This window comes from Halomonas huangheensis (assembly GCF_001431725.1).
Classification (GTDB): domain Bacteria; phylum Pseudomonadota; class Gammaproteobacteria; order Pseudomonadales; family Halomonadaceae; genus Halomonas; species Halomonas huangheensis.
In genome coordinates this window covers 3,811,078-3,827,080 of the sequence record NZ_CP013106.1, presented here as the reverse complement: position 1 = coordinate 3,827,080, position 16,003 = coordinate 3,811,078, and the positions used below count along the sequence as shown (strand labels likewise).

Sequence of the window (16,003 nt, the reverse complement as noted above, 5' to 3'; positions counted from 1 at the left end):
GAAGCAGGCACGCTACCGCCCGGGGATTGTAGCCGGAAAATTCCCTTTCCCATGCCACGCTATGCACGTGACGATTCCGTATTGTGACTTTCGAGAATATTTCTTGATTGCGATTGGCGATCTTATTTGCATGAAATTACATTTTCTAGGAATTTAATGTAACGAAAAGCATACCCGATGTTCCGAATGTGCGACACCGGTTGGGGTTTGGCGCATTAGTGATACCTCAATTAAAAACCACGGAATTGTGAACATGGTGTGACAGTCGGTGAGGTGGTGAGTAGGTATTGTTTATTTTTGTCATTTGTTGTCAACCAGAAATGTCATCATATGGTGCAAAATTGTGCTGAATTGGCTGTTTCTGCATAGACTAGGCCGCTGAATCACATGCCCTCGTATAGGCGGCAGTAGGCGTCTTTAAGCCGAGTGACCAGGAAAAAGGTGTGCTTGCTCACCATTGCTGTGCGTACGGCCGCTGGAACTGAAATACCTGCTCCATTCTGGAGCGGAAAATTAGCTTTTCTGTTGGCTTTACAGGGAAGCAATATGGGATGCGTGGTTGTCTGTTACGGGGGGTGTTTCTGATTGAAACTCCCCCGCCGGCCTGAGCCGAGCGGGGGAGTAAGACGAGGTCGATGACCGATGGTATTCCAGTGCGGCGATCTTGATTACAGAGCGGCGATCTTGTCGCGCTGCTCGACCAGCAACTGGCGGGCGGTCTGGAATTCTGCCAGTTTGCCGCGCTCCTTCTCGACCACGGCTTCAGGAGCCTTGGCGACAAAGCTTTCGTTGCCGAGCTTCTTCTCGATACCGCCGATCAGCTTTTCCTGCTTGTCGATCTCCTTGCCGAGACGAGCCAGTTCGGCGTCCTTGTCGATCAGGTCGGCCATCGGTACCAGCACTTCCATGTCGCCGACCAGTTGGGTCGCGGACAGAGGGGCTTCGGCAGGGTTGTCGAGCCATTGGATCGAGGCCAGCTTGGCCAGCTTGGCGAGGAACAGGCGGTTGGCTTCGAGGCGCTGCTGATCTTCTGCGTTGCCCTTGGTCAACATCACATCCAGCGGCTTGCCGGGGGCAATGTTCATCTCGGCGCGGATATTGCGCACTGCGATGATCGCCCCCTTGAGCCACTCGATATCGCGGATGGCGCTCTGATCGACCTTGCTTTCATCGGCTATCGGCCAGGCCTGCGCCATGATCGAGTCGCCTTCAGAGAAGGTGCCTGCCAGCGGTGCGACGCGCTGCCAGATCTCCTCGCTGATGTAGGGCATCATCGGGTGGGCCAGGCGCAGGATGGCTTCCAGTACACGCACCAGGGTGCGGCGGGTGCCGCGCTTGGCTTCGGCGCTGGCGCTCTCGTCCCAGAGTACCGGCTTGGAGAGTTCCAGATACCAGTCGCAGTACTCGTTCCAGACGAAATCGTAGAGGGCCTGGGAGGCGTGGTCGAAGCGGAACTCTTCCATCGCCCTGGTGACCTGGGTCTCGGTCTGCTGTAGGCGCGAGACGATCCAGCGATCGGCCAGCGACAGCTCGACCTGGCCATTATCAATACCGTCGCCATCCGCGCCGCAGTCCTCACCTTCGGCATTCATCAGCACGTAACGTGAGGCATTCCACAGCTTGTTGCAGAAGTTGCGGTAGCCATCGAGGCGGCCCATGTCGAACTTGATGTCACGACCGGTGGTGGCCTGGGAGAGGAAGGTATAACGCAGTGCGTCGGTACCGTGGGCTTCGATGCCTTCGGGGAACTCACTGCGTGTCGCTTTCTCGATTGCCCGTGCCTTCTGCGGCTGCATCATGTTGCCGGTGCGCTTTTCGACCAGCGAGTCGAGCTGGATACCGTCGATCAGGTCGATGGGGTCGAGCACGTTGCCCTTGGACTTGGACATCTTCTGTCCCTGACCATCACGCACCAGACCGTGTACGTAGACCTGCTTGAACGGTACCTGGCCGGTGAACTTGAGGGTCAGCATGATCATGCGCGCGACCCAGAAGAAGATGATGTCGAAGCCGGTGACCAGCACGCTGGTCGGGTGGAAGGTTTCCAGTTCCGGCGTCTGCTCGGGCCAGCCGAGGGTGCCGAAGGTCCACAGTCCGGAGCTGAACCAGGTATCGAGGACGTCCTCGTCCTGAGTCAGTGTCGCGTCGGCGGCGATGCCGTATTTCTCGCGGGCCTCGGCTTCCGTACGCGCCACGTAGACGTTGCCTTCGGCATCGTACCAGGCCGGGATGCGGTGGCCCCACCACAGCTGACGCGAGATGCACCAATCCTGGAGATCGCGCATCCAGGCGAAGTACATGTTCTCGTAGTTCTTCGGCACGAACTGGATGTCGCCGTTCTCCACCGCTTCGATGGCCGGTTTGGCCAGCGTTTCGACCGCCACGAACCACTGGTCAGTCAGCAGCGGCTCGATGACATCGCCGGAGCGGTCACCGTAGGGCAGGGTGTTGTTGACGGCCTCGGTCTTCTCCAGCAGGCCGGCGGCGTCCATATCGGCAACAATCGCCTTGCGCGCGGCGAAACGATCCATGCCGGCATAGGCGCTCGGCAGGCCGGTATCGACATCGTTCAGCGGGCGGCCCTGAATATCGAAGGCTTCCGCGGCGTCGAGAATATGCGCGTTCTTCGAGAACACATTGATCAGCGGCAGGCCTGCGCGCTTGCCGACTTCATAGTCATTGAAGTCGTGGGCTGGGGTGATCTTCACGCAGCCCGAACCCTTCTCCATATCGGCGTGTTCATCGGCGACGATCGGAATGCGGCGGCCCACCAGCGGTAGCTCGACAAACTTGCCGACCAGTGAGGCATAACGCTCGTCCTCGGGATTGACGGCCACGGCGCTATCGCCGAGCAGTGTTTCCGGGCGAGTGGTGGCGACGACCAGATAGTCGAGGCCTGCATCGGTCTTGACGCCATCCGCCAGCGGATAGCGGAAATGCCAGAACTGGCCCTGCTGGTCGCGGTTCTCGACTTCGAGGTCGCTGATCGCGGTGTTCAGCGTCGGGTCCCAGTTGACCAGGCGCTTGCCGCGATAGATCAGGCCTTCGTCGTGCAGGCGTACGAAGACTTCCTGCACCGCCTTGTAGAAGCCGTCATCCATGGTGAAGCGCTCACGGTTCCAGTCGACACTGGCACCCATGCGACGCAACTGGCGAGTGATGTGACCGCCGGACTCATGCTTCCACTCCCAGACCTTGTCGATAAAGGCGTCGCGGCCCAGGTCGTGGCGCGTCTTGCCTTCCTCGGCAGCCACCTTGCGCTCGACCAGCATCTGGGTAGCGATACCCGCGTGGTCGGTACCGATCTGCCACAGCGTGTTGCGCCCCTGCATCCGCCGCCAGCGGGTCAGGGTATCCATGATGGTGTCCTGGAAAGCGTGCCCCATGTGCAGACTGCCGGTGACATTGGGCGGCGGAATCATGATCGCATAGGGATCGCCCTGGCCTGACGGCACGAAACGCTGGTCCTGTTCCCAGCGCTGGTACCAGCGGGATTCAATCTGCTCGGGTTGGTAAGTCTTGTCCATGGAGTGCTCGCGTTATCCTGGATGTCGTCGCTGCGCTGCGCACACCGGGAAAACCGGAGATGCGGGATGGCGAAAAATGGCAGGGATTATACCCTGAAGCGAGCGTCGGAGTCATGAGCGGCAAGAGGACAGAGGGAAGAGGGAAGGGGTCAGAGAGAAGAGGTAAGAGTCAGAGGTAAGCCTGACAGCCTCCTTCTCGGCTCGCGGCCTGTCTTCCTTCTTCCTTCTTCCTTCTTACGCTCCGCCCTGCCCATCGAGATGATGCGGTGTCACCGGATAGCCACGCTGCTTGTAGGTTCGCCAGCATTCGCGCTTGGTGGTCAATACATCCTGGTGCTGGTTGATGATCTCGGCGACACGCTCGAAGCGTGAGAACCACTCCGGAATATCCGGTGCCAGGTTGAGCATGGCTTGAGGAGGAGGGTCGATACTTTGCGGCGCGCCCTGCCAACCGATGGTGACTGGCACGCTGCTGGCTTCATCGCTACCTTCCAGCGCATGAGGGACATAGGCGTCGGGACGGAAGTCCCAGAGTCGCTCATCCAACTCGCGCGCCATCTGTTCATCCTCGGCGTGCAGATACAACCGATAGCCCTTGCGAGCGATGGTCTCGGTCAACCGGCAGGCGAACGCCAACCGAGCCTCGAGGGTGGTGTCGGGGAGGATGTAGAAATCGACTTTGGTCACAATCGGGCCTGGCAAGGAAAGAGGTAAGACAAGAGAGGTCAGAGGGAAGAGGTAAGACAAGAGAGCTCAGAGGGAAGAGGCTACCAGGACTGTAGTTTGATAGCATCTTCCGCAGCTGGCGGCCTTTCTTCCTTCTTCTCTCTTCCTTCTTCTGCCTTGTTAAGCCAACTTTGTCAGCCAGCCGTGAACATCTTCTGCACGTCCATACTGGATATCCAGCAGGCGCTTGCGCAGGCGGGCGGCGACTTCGTTGCCCTGCGGGTGCTCAAGGGTGGCATCTTCGCTGATCAGCTTGCCGATCGGGGTGATGACGGCGGCGGTACCGCAGGCGAAGACTTCGATGATCTCGCCGGAGGCTACGCCATCGCGCCATTCGTCGATGCTGATCGGGCGCTCTTCGGGAGTCAGGCCTTCGTCGCGGGCCAGCTGCAGCAGCGAGTCGCGGGTGACACCATCGAGAATGGTGCCGGTCAGGCGCGGAGTTACCAGACGACCATCACGAGTGACGAAGAACAGGTTCATGCCACCCAGTTCCTCGATCCAGGTATTCTCCGCGGCGTCGAGGAAAGCGACCTGATCGCAACCGTGCTCGGCAGCCTCGCGCTGAGCCACCAGTGATGCGGCGTAGTTGCCGCCACACTTGGCAAAGCCGGTACCGCCCTGAGAGGCACGTTTGTAGTTCGATGACAGCCAGATCGAGACGGGTTTGACGCCGCCCTTGAAGTAGGCCGCCACCGGTGAGGCGATGACGTAGAAGTCGACTTCGTTGGCCGGGCGCACTCCGAGGAAGGCTTCACTGGCGATCATGAACGGGCGCAGGTAGAGGCTGGATTCATCGGCCTCGCTGGCGGGAGTGGGAACCCAATCCACGTCCTGAGCCACCAGTGCCTTGATGGCACCGACGAAGTCATCATCGGACAACTCCGGCAGGGCGAGACGACGCGCGGAGGCGCGGAATCGTGCGGCGTTCTTCTCGGGGCGGAAGGTCCAGACACTGCCGTCGGCGTGGCGGTAGGCCTTGATACCCTCGAAGATTTCCTGGGCGTAATGCAGCACCGACGCTGCCGGGTCCAGTGTCAGCGGGCCATAGGGGCAGACGCGGTGGCCATGCCAGCCGGCGTCGCTGGTCCAGCGGACATGTGCCATATGGTCAGTGAAGAAGCGGCCGAACCCCGGGTTTTCGAGGGTGGTGGCGCGAATGTTCGCCGGTTTGGGATTGGCGTTGGGCTCAAGCGAGAAGCCTTGGGTGGACACGGGACGTTCTCCAGAAATCAGATCTCAGCGCGGCATCAGGTATGCCGCATTACCTAGGCAGAATGACATAGCGAACCTGCGTCGTGAAGCGTGAAGGAGAAGCCCGCCACGGGTGAGTCGCGGCGGGCATCCTGCGGTCACTCGTTCTCGATGACAGTTTCGTTGAGTTCTGCCTCTCGATCCAGCAGGTAGCGAGTCAGCAGGCCGACCGGGCGACCGGTGGCGCCCTTGTTGCTACCGCTGTTCCAGGCTGTGCCGGCGATATCGAGGTGCGCCCAGGGATATTCACTCGCGAAGCGTGACAGGAAGCAGCCTGCGGTGATCGTACCGGCAGGGCGACCGCCAATGTTCGCCAGGTCGGCGAAGTTGGAGTCGAGCTGCTCCTGGTATTCATCCCACAGCGGCAAATGCCATACGCGGTCCCAGGCATCCTCGCCTGCATCGAGCAGGTCCAGCGCCAGGTCGTCATCGTTGGACATCAGACCGGTGGCGTGGTGACCCAGGGCGATAATGGCGGCGCCGGTGAGGGTGGCGATATCGACGACGCTTGCCGGTGTGAAGCGTTCGGCATAGGTCAGTGCATCACATAGCACCAGACGACCTTCCGCGTCGGTGTTGAGCACTTCTACAGAAAGGCCCTTGAGGGTCTTGATGATGTCGCCGGGCTTGGTGGCGCAGCCGCTGGGCATGTTCTCGGCACTGGCAACCACACCGATGACATTGATCTTCGGTTTGATCGCCAGAACCGCAGACATGGCGCCGAATACGCTTGCGGCACCGCACATGTCGTACTTCATCTCGTCCATGCCGGCGCCCGGCTTGAGCGAGATACCGCCGGTATCGAAGGTGATGCCCTTGCCGACCAGCACATGGGGAGCTTCATCGGCACTCTCGGCACCACGGTAGTGCATCACGATCAGACGTGAGGGCTCTTCGCTGCCACGACCGACCGACAGCAGAGAGTGGGCTCCGAGGGCTTCCAACGCTTCCTCATCGAGGATCTCGGCTTCCATCGAGCCGTTGGATTCGGCTGCCATGCGCTCGGCTTCACTGGCCAGGTAGCGCGGGGTGCAGATATTGCCGGGAAGGTCGCCCAGCCTGCGGGTCTGATTGATGCCGTTGCCTACGGCTGCGCCGATACGCGCGCCTTCACGGGCGGCATCCTCTGCAGCGTTGTCAGACAACAGAATGCTGACACGCTCGAGGGATGGTGCTGGAGCGGGTTCGCTCTTGAAATCACTGAAGCGGTAGCTGGCGCGTAGCGCGCTCTCGGCAACGCGGTGGGCCTTCCAGCCTGCATCGCGATCCTCAACCGGGACGTCGGTGAAGGTTACGGCTACTTCATCGATGCTGCTTTGGCCGAGGCGGGCAAAGGTCGCGTCGAGTGCTTTGCAGAAAGCGCCTTCATTGCATTTTTCGCGTTCACCAAGGCCGACCAGCAGCAGTCTGTCTGCGGCGAGGCCTGGCGCGTAGGGAACCAATTGCACGTTACCCAGTCTGGCGTTGAAGTCACCGCGCTCGATGAGCTGGTGAATCAGTCGCTCACTGGCATCGTCGATACGTGCAGCAGCGGGCAGTAGCTCGCCGTCCTTGAATACCGGGACCACCAGGCAGGCCGTCTCGACCTTGACCGGATTGGCCGTCTGTACAGGAAATTCCATGCTGACTCCAAAGCAAGACAAGCAGAAAGGGATTCTGGATAATGCCGGCACGATGCCGTGTCACCCAGTGTACCGTGCACCAGGCGTCAATGCATGACTTCCTCGGGCCGGCATTACCAAACACGGTGCTACGATGTTCATGAAGAAGCTGGCTGCTGCCCTGCATCCGAAGCGGCACGGGCGGGATGGTATAGGACGGCAATATCACCGAGACTATTATATAGACACCCGTGGTCGGACAGACGCCTGTGGTCGGACAGACGCCTGTGGCCGGGCCGAACCGCAGTAGTTCGGGTGCGCTTGAGCAGCAGTCGCTACAGTATCGTCAGATGTGCGCCGATTCGGAAGCGATTCGCGATCTGGGCTCGACCGGCATTAGCGGACATGAATACCGGGCTTGCAGGCATCTCATTGGAAGTAGGGCCCGTCGCCCAGGCAAGGAGTAGGCATTGATCATTTTTCGTTATCTAGCGCGTGAGATTCTGCTCACCATGTCGGCGGTGGCGGGTGTTCTGCTGCTGGTGATAATGGGTAGTCGCTTCATTCGCTATTTTTCCAACGCTGCTGAGGGCGATATTCCGGCCAGCATTCTCGGCTCGTTGATGCTTTATCACCTGCCGGGCTTCCTCGAGTTGATTCTGCCGCTGTCTTTCTTCCTCGGCATTCTGCTGGCCTATGGACAGCTGTATCTGAACAGTGAAATCACGGTGTTGGTGGCTTGCGGCACCAGCCCCAATCGTCTGCTGACGGTAAGCCTGGTGCCGGCGGCACTGGTTGCTGTGTTGGTCGGGGTCTGCAGCCTCTGGCTCACCCCATCCAGTGCCTTGCACAATGAACTGATGCTGGAAGAGCAACGCAGCAAGATCGATTTCTCGTCGCTGGCGCCGGGACGTTTCCAGGAGTTCGGCAAGGGACGCACCGCCTATGCCTCCGATGTGGCGGAAGATGACCGACGATTGAAGGAAGTCTTCATCAGTGAGCGGCAGGCGCGTAGCGATGGTACCCCTGAGAGCGCCGTGACACGTGCCGAGCTGGGCTATCAGGTCACCGATTCTGAAACCGGCAGCCGTTATCTGGTACTCGAGGACGGTGAGCGCTACAGCATCGAAGCGGGTACTCCTGAAGCCGAACGGCTTGAATTCGGGACCTATGCGGTGCGTTTGGCGCGGGCGTCGGAAGTGGTGGAGACGGGCTCCGCCGAGTTCCTGATGACCAACGAACTGTTCAACAGTGAGGACCCGGAGGCACAGGCTCAGTTGCAGTGGCGATTGGGCGCACCGATGATGGTATTCGTCCTGACGCTGCTGGCGATGCCCTTGTCTCGCGTCAATCCACGTCAGGGACGTTTCGCCAAGCTGCTGCCGGCGATCTTCCTGTACGTTGCCTATCTCAGCTTGCTGCTGGCGGCCATGGACGCCATCGGCAGCGGCAGTCTGCCGGCTGCAATCGGCATGTGGCCGATTCACGGTGTCTTTCTGTTGCTGGGCCTGATGTTGGCCTACCACTCCCAACGCAAGGGAATGAGCGGATGATTGTGGATCGCCTCGATGGCTACATCGCGCGTAACGTTCTAGGCGCTATCCTGGTAGTGCAGGCAGTGCTGCTGGGGCTCGATCTGATCATCACTTATATCGATGATCTCAATGACATCGAGGGCGGCTATGGAGCCCTCGATGTCTTTCTCTACTTGTGCATGCGACTGCCATGGCGTTTCTATCAGTATGCCCCGGTGGGGGTACTGATCGGCGCATTGATCGGTCTGGGCAGTATGGCGTCGGCCAATGAGCTGACCGTAATGCGTGCTTCGGGACGTTCACTGACCCGCATTCTGTGGGGCGTGATGAAGCCGATTATTCTGGTGGTCGTGATTGTGCTGACGATCGCTCAGTTCGTCAGCCCGCAAACCGAGCAGTTCGCGGATGCCTGGCGAGTCCAGCAGAAGCAGGGTGAAGGCGCCATGGTCACTGAGCGCGGTGGTTGGCAGCGCGAAGGCGATGACTTCTACAGTTTCGGTGCGATTCGCTCTGATAATACGGTACTCGACCTGACCCGTTACCACTTCGACAACCATAACCTCCAGTCTGTCACCAGCGCTCGTCTCGCACGCTGGATGGACGATCATTGGCAGCTCGAGGATGTTGCCGTAACGCACATTGATGACAAGAGCACCGAAGTCGAACGTCTGGCGGTGAAGCGCTGGGATACACGGCTGACTCCGCAGCAGCTGACGCGCCTATTGCGAGACGTCGAGACGCAATCGCCGTCAGAGCTCTGGGCTTACGCCAGCTTCCTCAAGGAGCAGGGCCTCGAGGCATCCCGGCCGTTGCTGTATTTCTGGCAGAAGATGCTGCTGCCACTGACCATGGCCTCGCTGGTACTGATCGCTGCGTCCTTCGTATTCGGGCCGTTGCGCACCGTGGCTGCCGGAACTCGAGTGTTCTACGGCGTGATCACCGGCCTGATCTTCAAGTATGTTCAGGACCTGTTGGCACCGGCATCGATCGTATTCGGCTTCTCCCCGGCCTGGGCGGTACTGGTGCCAACGCTGGTGTGTGGGGTGGTGGGGCTGTATTTCCTGCGTAAGACGGGATAAACAAAGAGGGAAGAGGTAAGTTTCAAGAGGGAAGAGGTAAGAGGACAGAGAAGAGAGAAGAGGTCAGAGGAAAGAGGTACGAATCAGAGGCAAGCTTGACAGCCCCCTTCTCGGCTCGCAGCCTGTCTTCCTTCTTCCTTCTTCCTTCTTCCTTCTTCCTTCTTCCTTCTTCCTTCTTCCTTCTTCCTTCTTCCTTCTTCCTTCTTCCTTCTTCCTTCTTCCTTCTTCCTTCTTCCTTCTTCCTTCTTCCTTCTTCCTTCTTCCTTCTTCCTTCTTCCTTCTTCCTTCGGATGCCTTATGCCTCGACACTTTTCCCAACTCGATGATGTCTGGCCGGCGGGGTTTGGTCGGCGTCTCGGGGCGATGGTCTACGACAGCTTTCTGTTGTTGGCGGTGTGGATTGCGGTGACCACGCTGCATGTCGTGGTGGTGCGCAATCTGCTCGAGCTTCCCGCGGAGGAGGTGGGAGCGGGGGTGATGCAGGTTTTTACGCTGCGCCTGTTGTTGGTATTGGCGGCTTTTCTCTTCTTTGCCTTCTTCTGGCGCCGTGGTGGCATGACGCTCGGTATGCAGGCGTGGCGTCTACGGGTACAGACCGCTGATGGCGCTCCGATCAATCTGCGCCAGACGCTGATTCGTTTCGTTGTCGGTGCCGTCGCTCTCGTTCCTCTGGGGCTTGGCCACTGGTGGGTGGTGTTCGATGGCCAGCGGCGTAGCTGGAGCGACATCGCCTCCGGAACACAGGTGGTGGTGTTGCCGAAGGCCGGGCGTCAGGCTTGATCAGCGCCGATTCGCTGCAGCTGTTTCTGCAACGCCGAGAGGATCCGACGTGCGTTGCTGCTTTCCCCTCCGGTAAAGCCGATCACGAACCCCTGACGGACACGGTTGTCGTCACTGCGGTATGGGTAATAACGGGAAAGTGGATCCAGTCTGATGGCCTCCTCGCGTAGCTTGTCGGCCAACCACTGGTCGGTGGGCTTGTTCTGCTCCTGCTGTTCGACAAGCGCTGGCCGCAGATAAACCACCAGGTGCATGCCTCCCGCAGGGCGCTGCCACTGACACCATTCGCTTAGATACTCTTCAAGTAGCTCACACATCTGGTCACGCTGTTGACGTTGATGACGGCGCATCCGGTTGAGGTGACGGCTGAAGTGCCCCTGGCGCATGAAGTCGGCCAGCGCCGGTTGCATTGCCGCTGAGGCGGCATTTCCCAATGCACTCTGGGAGTCCAGCAGACGGGCTCGCAGGGCAGGTGGCGTGACGATGAAGCCGAGTCTCAGCCCCTTGAACATGACCTTGGAGAAGCTACCGATCAGCAGGGTATGACCGGAATGGTCGGCCTGAAACAACGGCACACCCGGCAGCCCTTCATAGCGGAACTCGTTGTCGTAGTCGTCCTCGATCAACCAGCTGTTGCCGGCGCTCAAGCGCTCCTGCCATGCCTGGCGTCGTGCCCGGCTCATTGTCTGACCAAGAGGAAAGTGTTGGCAGGGCGTCGCGACGACAATGGCTGGAGTGTCATCCGTCGGTAGCGTCAGGCCGTCATCATCCAGTTCCAGCCAATGACAGTGCTCAACATTATGGCGAATGGTTTCCCGCAGAGGTGGATAGCTGGGGGACTCCACCCACCAGTGAGCCTCGGGAGACTGTTGTTTCAAGGCGTGAGTTATCAGACTCAGCGCATCGCGATTTCCGCCGGTCACGATGATGTTGTGTGCTTCGCAGTCCACCCCTCTGACTTGATGTAGATAGTCGGCGATTGCCGTCTTCAGTGAGTGGGTCCCACTACTGGCATCGCCATTCAACAGGCTGGGTGATGGCTTGAGCCAACTGCGCCGGAGGCTCGCAGCCCATGCCCGGGCAGGGAACTGCCGATAGTCCGGCAGCGACGTAAAGCTGGCGATGTCGGTGTTCACGCTGTCGGCAGCCTGTTCCCCAGCAGAAGACCGTCTTGCGGCTCGTGGTGGTGCCGGTGGTAAGTCGGCAGCGACAAACAGGCCTCGTCTGGGCTCGCTGTTCAGATAGCCCTCGGCGATCAACTGGTCCAGTGCGCGTGCGGTCGTGGTACGCGAAAGCCCAAGAGTTGTGGCCAGTTCACGCGAGGAGGGCAGGCGCTGTCCGGACACCAGCTTGCCGCTGGCGATCGAGGCGGTGATCTGCTCTATCAACTGGCGATAGATGGGGCCGTTGTGCTTGCTCCAACCGAGGCGTACACCAGCGGCTCCCCACTGTGCATGGTCCTGTTCAGCCGTTGTCTGATCGTGATTGTGCTTGTGCTTGTGCTTGTGCTCGTATTTGTACGGTATCTGGCCTTGTTGTTTTTTCATCAACTGGATCTCCTCGTCAATGCCAGGGGCAGTCAGTATAGCTCCGAGTGTCCGGCAAGCAGCACGGGAGGAGAGCACTGATGACACAACTCAAGGTAACCGACCTGACGACCATCAAGCGTGGCCCTAAACGCGCCAGTTTCGACCAGCAGGCCGCATGGGCGCTGATTGACCAGGCGCTGATGTGCCATGTCGCACAGATAGTTGAGGGCTCAGGGGGAGAGAGCCAGGTGGTGGTGACGCCGACCTGCCACTGGCGTGATGGTGACTATCTCTATTGGCATGGTCATCGGCGGGCGCGAAATCTGGCGTCCGATCAACCGGTGTCGATCAATATCTGTGCCCTGGAGGGTTTGGTCATGGCGCGCTCGGCCTTTCATCACTCGATCAATTATCGCTCGCTGACGGTATTCGGCACGCCCGAGTGGATCGAGGATGAGGAACACAAGGCACAGCAGTTGCAGCGCTTCGTCGATAAGGTGTCTCCGGGTCGCTGGCAACAGTTGCGGCCGATGACGCACCAGGAACTGGCGGCTACCGGGGTAGTGCGGATCGCGCTGGATGAGGTGTCGCTCAAGTGCCGTAGTGGGGGGCCAAATGATGATGACGCCGATGCTGATTGGCCGGTATGGGCTGGCGTTGTCCATCGTTACTGCCATTGGGAGCCTGAACAGGACTCGCAGCAGGGGATGGCGCACCAGAGCCCCAATGTGCGTCAGGAGCTGATATAGCCCCGTTGGTCAGCTACGAGCTACGAGCATCTGGTGTCTAAATGGCGCGGAGCCTATGCAAAAAATGCCGGTGATTCAGGCAGGTGAAAATTTTTAATGCGAATTGTTTTCACAAAGGTTGCGCTCTCCTATGGGAATCATTTACATTCACTATCGTGTAAACGCGAGGTGAATCAGATGTACGTATGCCTGTGCAAGGGAGTCAGTGACCGTCAGATCCGTCAGAGTGTTGACGAAGGTGCTCGTAGTTGGCGCCAGGTTCAGCGCGAGACGGGTTGTGCTACCCAGTGCGGCAAATGTGCATGTGTCGGCAAGCAGATTGCGAGTGAGGCTATTCAGCACGCGGCAAGTGCCGAAGTGGAATCCCTCGCCTATGCAGTCTAGGCCGCATTGCCAATCACTATCGTTTCTTTTGTATTTATCAAATAGCTGATTTAATTGAAGTTTTTCATGAGTCGCCTATACTGGTTCGCAAGTGAGCTGGTGAGGCGGCTTTTGCCGTGCCAGCGATATAGTGTGTGCGGGGAGTGAGCTGCTGATACAGGGGCCGTCCTCGACAGCGAACTCGCTCGGAGGAGGCACCATGAAAGGCGATCCCAAGGTTATCGAACATCTCAACATCGTGCTCGGCAACGAGCTGGTGGCCATCAACCAGTACTTCCTGCATGCCAAGATGTACAAGGACTGGGGGCTGGCACGTCTCGCCAAGTGGGAATACGACGAATCCATCGAGGAAATGAAGCACGCTGATGTGCTGATCGAGCGAATTCTGTTCCTCGAAGGGCTTCCCAATCTGCAGGATCTCGGCAAACTGCATATCGGCGAGGACACGCGCGAAATGCTCGAGGCGGATCTGGCCGCTGAGCACACGGGGCGCAACGACCTGATCGAAGCGATTACCTACTGCGAGCAGATCAAGGACTATGTCAGCCGTGACCTGTTCCGCCAGATCCTCGACGATGAAGAAGAACACATCGATATCATCGAGACTGAGCTCAGCCTGATCGACAAGGTTGGCTTGCAGAATTACCTGCAGAAGCAGATGCAGGAAGCCGGCGGCGAAGAATAATACTCGCACTGCTGGAAACATGAACGGGGAGGCCATTGGCCTCCCCGTTGTCGTAGTGATGTCTCTATTTTAGTAACGTCTCTATTTCAGTGACATCTCTATTTCAGTGACGTCGTTGTTTTAGAGGCGTCGTTGTTTTAGAGGCGTCGCTGCCAGAGGCGTCGTTTGCTGGACTCGGCTGTGGTGTATCAGGTGAAGGCCTTGATCAGAGCGAAGCGCGGTGTGCTTTCTCCATCGATCGTCAGCGTCTCGGTAAACATCGACAGCGGGCGTACCCAGAGACCGTATTCGCCGTAAAGCGCGCGGTAGACCACGACGGCTTCCTCGGTTTCACTGTGATGCGCTACCCCCATGACTTCGTAGTGAGGGCCCTTGTAGTGGCGATAGATACCGGGGCGCGGTAGGGAAGTGTCGTGGGACATTGTCCAGTTTCTCCTTGGCCTGTTTGCCTGGCATATGCTGCCCGGGAATGGTTCAGCGGCGAGTAAGACGCGCGAGAGTGCGAGAGGCGGCGACGAAGCCGAAGGTTCCGGTGACGAAGGTGGCGGCACCAAAGCCGCTGGCACAGTCGAGTCGAGTGGCATCGCCATTACCGGGTTTGGTATGGCAGACCTCGCCATCGGCGCCAGGATAGACCAGTTGTTCATCGGAATACACGCACTCGACACTGAAGCGGCGCTTGAGGTTGCGTGAGAATCCGTACTCGCGACGCAATAGCGAACGCACCTTGGCCAGCAGCGGGTCGTGCTCGGTGCGAGTCAGGTCGGCAACGCGGATTCGGGTTGGGTCGGTCTGCCCGCCGGCGGCGCCGGTCACGGTAATCGGTAGCTTGCGACGCTTGCACCAGGCGATCAGAGCGGCCTTGGCAGCGACGCTGTCGATGGCGTCGATCAGGTGATCGGCATCCTCTGGAATGCGCTCGGCCAGATTGGTTGGCGTGACGAAGGCGGTATCGGCGATCACTTCGATCGAGGGGTGGATCGCACGGCAACGTTCGGCCAGTACTTCGACCTTGGGGCGCCCGACAGTGCCATCAAGCGCATGAAGCTGGCGGTTGACGTTGGAAACGCAGACATCGTCGAGATCAATCAGGGTCAGCTTGCCGACGCCCGAGCGTGCCAGTGCCTCCACGGCCCAACTGCCGACACCGCCGACGCCAACCACCACCACATGGGCGCTGGCCAGGCGCTCACTGGCCTGAGTGCCGTAGAGGCGACGAATGCCGCCAAAACGCAGATCGTAATCCTGGTCCTGATGAGCCGCTGATGGCGAGGAAGTCTCGGTCATGGATGGGGGACCTCGGGAGATGCTGAACAGGCGGAGGCTGAATACGGGGTTGCTGAACAGGGGGATGGCGCCGGGCGCGGAAGATGCGCATTCCAGCCGAATCGTGCGAAGAGCTGAGTCATACAGGCATCCAGCGGACAGATCAGTGTGAGCGAAGTACGGAGAACGGGGTGCTCGAAGCGCAGGCTTGTGGCGCTGAGCAGCAGGCGGCCACAGTCCAGCCGGTCGCGGAAGAAACGATTGTGGTTGCCCTTGCCATGCTTGGCATCGCCGATGATCGGGTAACCGATGCCGGAAAGATGACGTCGGATCTGGTGGCGACGACCACTCAATGGGTGCACCGCCATCAGTGAATAGCGTGTCTGCGGATAGCGGTCGACCTGCACCGGCAATTCGACACTATCGAGTCGGCGCACTTCTGTGACAGCGTCCATGGCCGGCATCTCGGCCTTGGGACGGATGCCATCCTCTTCACGCAATGGGCGGTTGATACACTGCTCGACGGGGCCAACGCCTCTCACTACCGCAAGGTAGCGTTTGTCGATCTGGTGCTCGCTGAAGCTCTGGGACAACCGCGAGGCGATATTCGATGACAGGGCAAACAGGATGATGCCCGAAGTCGGACGGTCGAGGCGATGCACGGGATAGACGCGTTGCCCGATCTGATCGCGCAGACGCTGCACCAGAAACTCGCTGGCGTCAGTGGCCAGCGGGCTGCGGTGCACCAGCATCCCGGCCGGCTTGTGTACGGCGACAAGATGGTCGTCCTGATAGAGGATGGGCAGTGGCTGCGACATGAAACTTCCGACAATGGATCAGCGGTGGGCTATTGTCGCTGTAGAGCGGCAGGCTGTCATCCTGGGGACT

Annotated in this window: 15 protein-coding genes; 6 read left to right on the top strand and 9 right to left on the bottom strand. The window is 59.3% G+C overall.

Annotated elements, in window-relative coordinates; all coding sequences use genetic code 11:
• Positions 1–668: 668 nt before the first annotated feature.
• The 4 genes from AR456_RS16555 to AR456_RS16540 all read right to left on the bottom strand — a co-directional run bounded on the left by AR456_RS16555 (position 669) and on the right by AR456_RS16540 (position 7,129).
• The gene (locus AR456_RS16555; protein WP_021818217.1) at positions 669–3,527 is read right to left on the bottom strand and encodes a valine--tRNA ligase; all 2,859 of its coding nucleotides are present in this window, start codon (positions 3,525–3,527) and stop codon (positions 669–671) included.
• Between the two features lie 234 nt (positions 3,528–3,761).
• Positions 3,762–4,214: a DNA polymerase III subunit chi gene (locus tag AR456_RS16550; protein ID WP_021818218.1), complete on the bottom strand. Its 453-nt coding sequence runs from the start codon at positions 4,212–4,214 to the stop codon at positions 3,762–3,764.
• 159 nt (positions 4,215–4,373) lie between these two features.
• Complete coding sequence (locus tag AR456_RS16545; RefSeq protein WP_021818219.1) at positions 4,374–5,468, bottom strand: branched-chain amino acid aminotransferase; 1,095 nt, start codon at positions 5,466–5,468, stop codon at positions 4,374–4,376.
• Between the two features lie 137 nt (positions 5,469–5,605).
• Positions 5,606–7,129, bottom strand: coding sequence for a leucyl aminopeptidase (locus AR456_RS16540; protein WP_021818220.1), 1,524 nt, complete (start codon positions 7,127–7,129; stop codon positions 5,606–5,608).
• Positions 7,130–7,578: 449 nt separating this feature from the next.
• On the opposite strand from AR456_RS16540, the gene lptF reads away from it, so the two are divergent.
• Positions 7,579–8,661, top strand: a complete 1,083-nt coding sequence (gene lptF, locus AR456_RS16535) for an LPS export ABC transporter permease LptF (protein ID WP_021818221.1) — start codon at positions 7,579–7,581, stop codon at positions 8,659–8,661.
• On the top strand, positions 8,658–9,722 hold the full coding sequence (gene lptG, locus AR456_RS16530) for an LPS export ABC transporter permease LptG (RefSeq protein ID WP_021818222.1): 1,065 nt from the start codon (positions 8,658–8,660) through the stop codon (positions 9,720–9,722). The genes lptF and lptG overlap by 4 nt, the downstream gene beginning before the upstream one ends.
• Before the next feature lie 63 nt (positions 9,723–9,785).
• On the opposite strand, the gene AR456_RS21160 is transcribed toward lptG, so the two are convergent.
• Positions 9,786–10,031, bottom strand: coding sequence for a hypothetical protein (locus AR456_RS21160; RefSeq protein ID WP_082599720.1), 246 nt, complete (start codon positions 10,029–10,031; stop codon positions 9,786–9,788).
• On the opposite strand from AR456_RS21160, the gene AR456_RS16525 reads away from it, so the two are divergent.
• On the top strand, positions 10,020–10,502 hold the full coding sequence (locus AR456_RS16525; protein ID WP_021818224.1) for an RDD family protein: 483 nt from the start codon (positions 10,020–10,022) through the stop codon (positions 10,500–10,502). The genes AR456_RS21160 and AR456_RS16525 overlap by 12 nt on opposite strands.
• Here AR456_RS16525 and pdxR read toward each other — a convergent pair.
• The gene (gene pdxR, locus AR456_RS16520; protein WP_021818225.1) at positions 10,493–12,049 is read right to left on the bottom strand and encodes a MocR-like pyridoxine biosynthesis transcription factor PdxR; all 1,557 of its coding nucleotides are present in this window, start codon (positions 12,047–12,049) and stop codon (positions 10,493–10,495) included. The genes AR456_RS16525 and pdxR overlap by 10 nt on opposite strands.
• Positions 12,050–12,129: 80 nt before the next feature.
• On the opposite strand from pdxR, the gene AR456_RS16515 reads away from it, so the two are divergent.
• The 3 genes from AR456_RS16515 (at position 12,130) to bfr (ending at position 13,849) form a co-directional block, all read left to right on the top strand.
• Positions 12,130–12,780 carry a pyridoxamine 5'-phosphate oxidase family protein gene (locus AR456_RS16515; protein WP_021818226.1) on the top strand — a complete coding sequence of 217 codons (651 nt, stop codon included), beginning with the start codon at positions 12,130–12,132 and terminating at the stop codon, positions 12,778–12,780.
• A gap of 177 nt (positions 12,781–12,957) precedes the next feature.
• Positions 12,958–13,164, top strand: coding sequence for a (2Fe-2S)-binding protein (locus tag AR456_RS16510; RefSeq protein ID WP_021818227.1), 207 nt, complete (start codon positions 12,958–12,960; stop codon positions 13,162–13,164).
• A gap of 199 nt (positions 13,165–13,363) precedes the next feature.
• Entirely contained in the window at positions 13,364–13,849 is a 486-nt protein-coding gene (gene bfr / locus AR456_RS16505) for a bacterioferritin (protein ID WP_021818228.1), read from the top strand.
• A gap of 188 nt (positions 13,850–14,037) precedes the next feature.
• On the opposite strand, the gene AR456_RS16500 is transcribed toward bfr, so the two are convergent.
• The 3 genes from AR456_RS16500 to AR456_RS16490 are packed head-to-tail and all read right to left on the bottom strand — an operon-like array spanning position 14,038 to position 15,933.
• Positions 14,038–14,271, bottom strand: coding sequence for a DUF1653 domain-containing protein (locus tag AR456_RS16500; RefSeq protein WP_021818229.1), 234 nt, complete (start codon positions 14,269–14,271; stop codon positions 14,038–14,040).
• 52 nt (positions 14,272–14,323) lie between these two features.
• Positions 14,324–15,136: a tRNA cyclic N6-threonylcarbamoyladenosine(37) synthase TcdA gene (tcdA, locus tag AR456_RS16495; protein WP_021818230.1), complete on the bottom strand. Its 813-nt coding sequence runs from the start codon at positions 15,134–15,136 to the stop codon at positions 14,324–14,326.
• On the bottom strand, positions 15,133–15,933 hold the full coding sequence (locus AR456_RS16490; protein ID WP_021818231.1) for a pseudouridine synthase: 801 nt from the start codon (positions 15,931–15,933) through the stop codon (positions 15,133–15,135). Before AR456_RS16490 ends, tcdA begins: the two co-directional genes overlap by 4 nt.
• Between the last annotated feature and the right edge of the window lie 70 nt (positions 15,934–16,003).

Bases quoted from the DNA above. Each gene is read 5' to 3' on its own strand.
- AR456_RS16555 (WP_021818217.1), bottom strand. From the start codon at position 3,527: ATGGACAAGACTTACCAACCCGAGCAGATTGAATCCCGCTGGTACCAG.
- AR456_RS16540 (WP_021818220.1), bottom strand. From the start codon at position 7,129: ATGGAATTTCCTGTACAGACGGCCAATCCGGTCAAGGTCGAGACGGCC.
- lptG (WP_021818222.1), top strand. From the start codon at position 8,658: ATGATTGTGGATCGCCTCGATGGCTACATCGCGCGTAACGTTCTAGGC.
- AR456_RS16525 (WP_021818224.1), top strand. From the start codon at position 10,020: ATGCCTCGACACTTTTCCCAACTCGATGATGTCTGGCCGGCGGGGTTT.
- pdxR (WP_021818225.1), bottom strand. From the start codon at position 12,049: ATGAAAAAACAACAAGGCCAGATACCGTACAAATACGAGCACAAGCAC.
- AR456_RS16515 (WP_021818226.1), top strand. From the start codon at position 12,130: ATGACACAACTCAAGGTAACCGACCTGACGACCATCAAGCGTGGCCCT.
- AR456_RS16510 (WP_021818227.1), top strand. From the start codon at position 12,958: ATGTACGTATGCCTGTGCAAGGGAGTCAGTGACCGTCAGATCCGTCAG.
- bfr (WP_021818228.1), top strand. From the start codon at position 13,364: ATGAAAGGCGATCCCAAGGTTATCGAACATCTCAACATCGTGCTCGGC.
- AR456_RS16500 (WP_021818229.1), bottom strand. From the start codon at position 14,271: ATGTCCCACGACACTTCCCTACCGCGCCCCGGTATCTATCGCCACTAC.
- tcdA (WP_021818230.1), bottom strand. From the start codon at position 15,136: ATGACCGAGACTTCCTCGCCATCAGCGGCTCATCAGGACCAGGATTAC.
- AR456_RS16490 (WP_021818231.1), bottom strand. From the start codon at position 15,933: ATGTCGCAGCCACTGCCCATCCTCTATCAGGACGACCATCTTGTCGCC.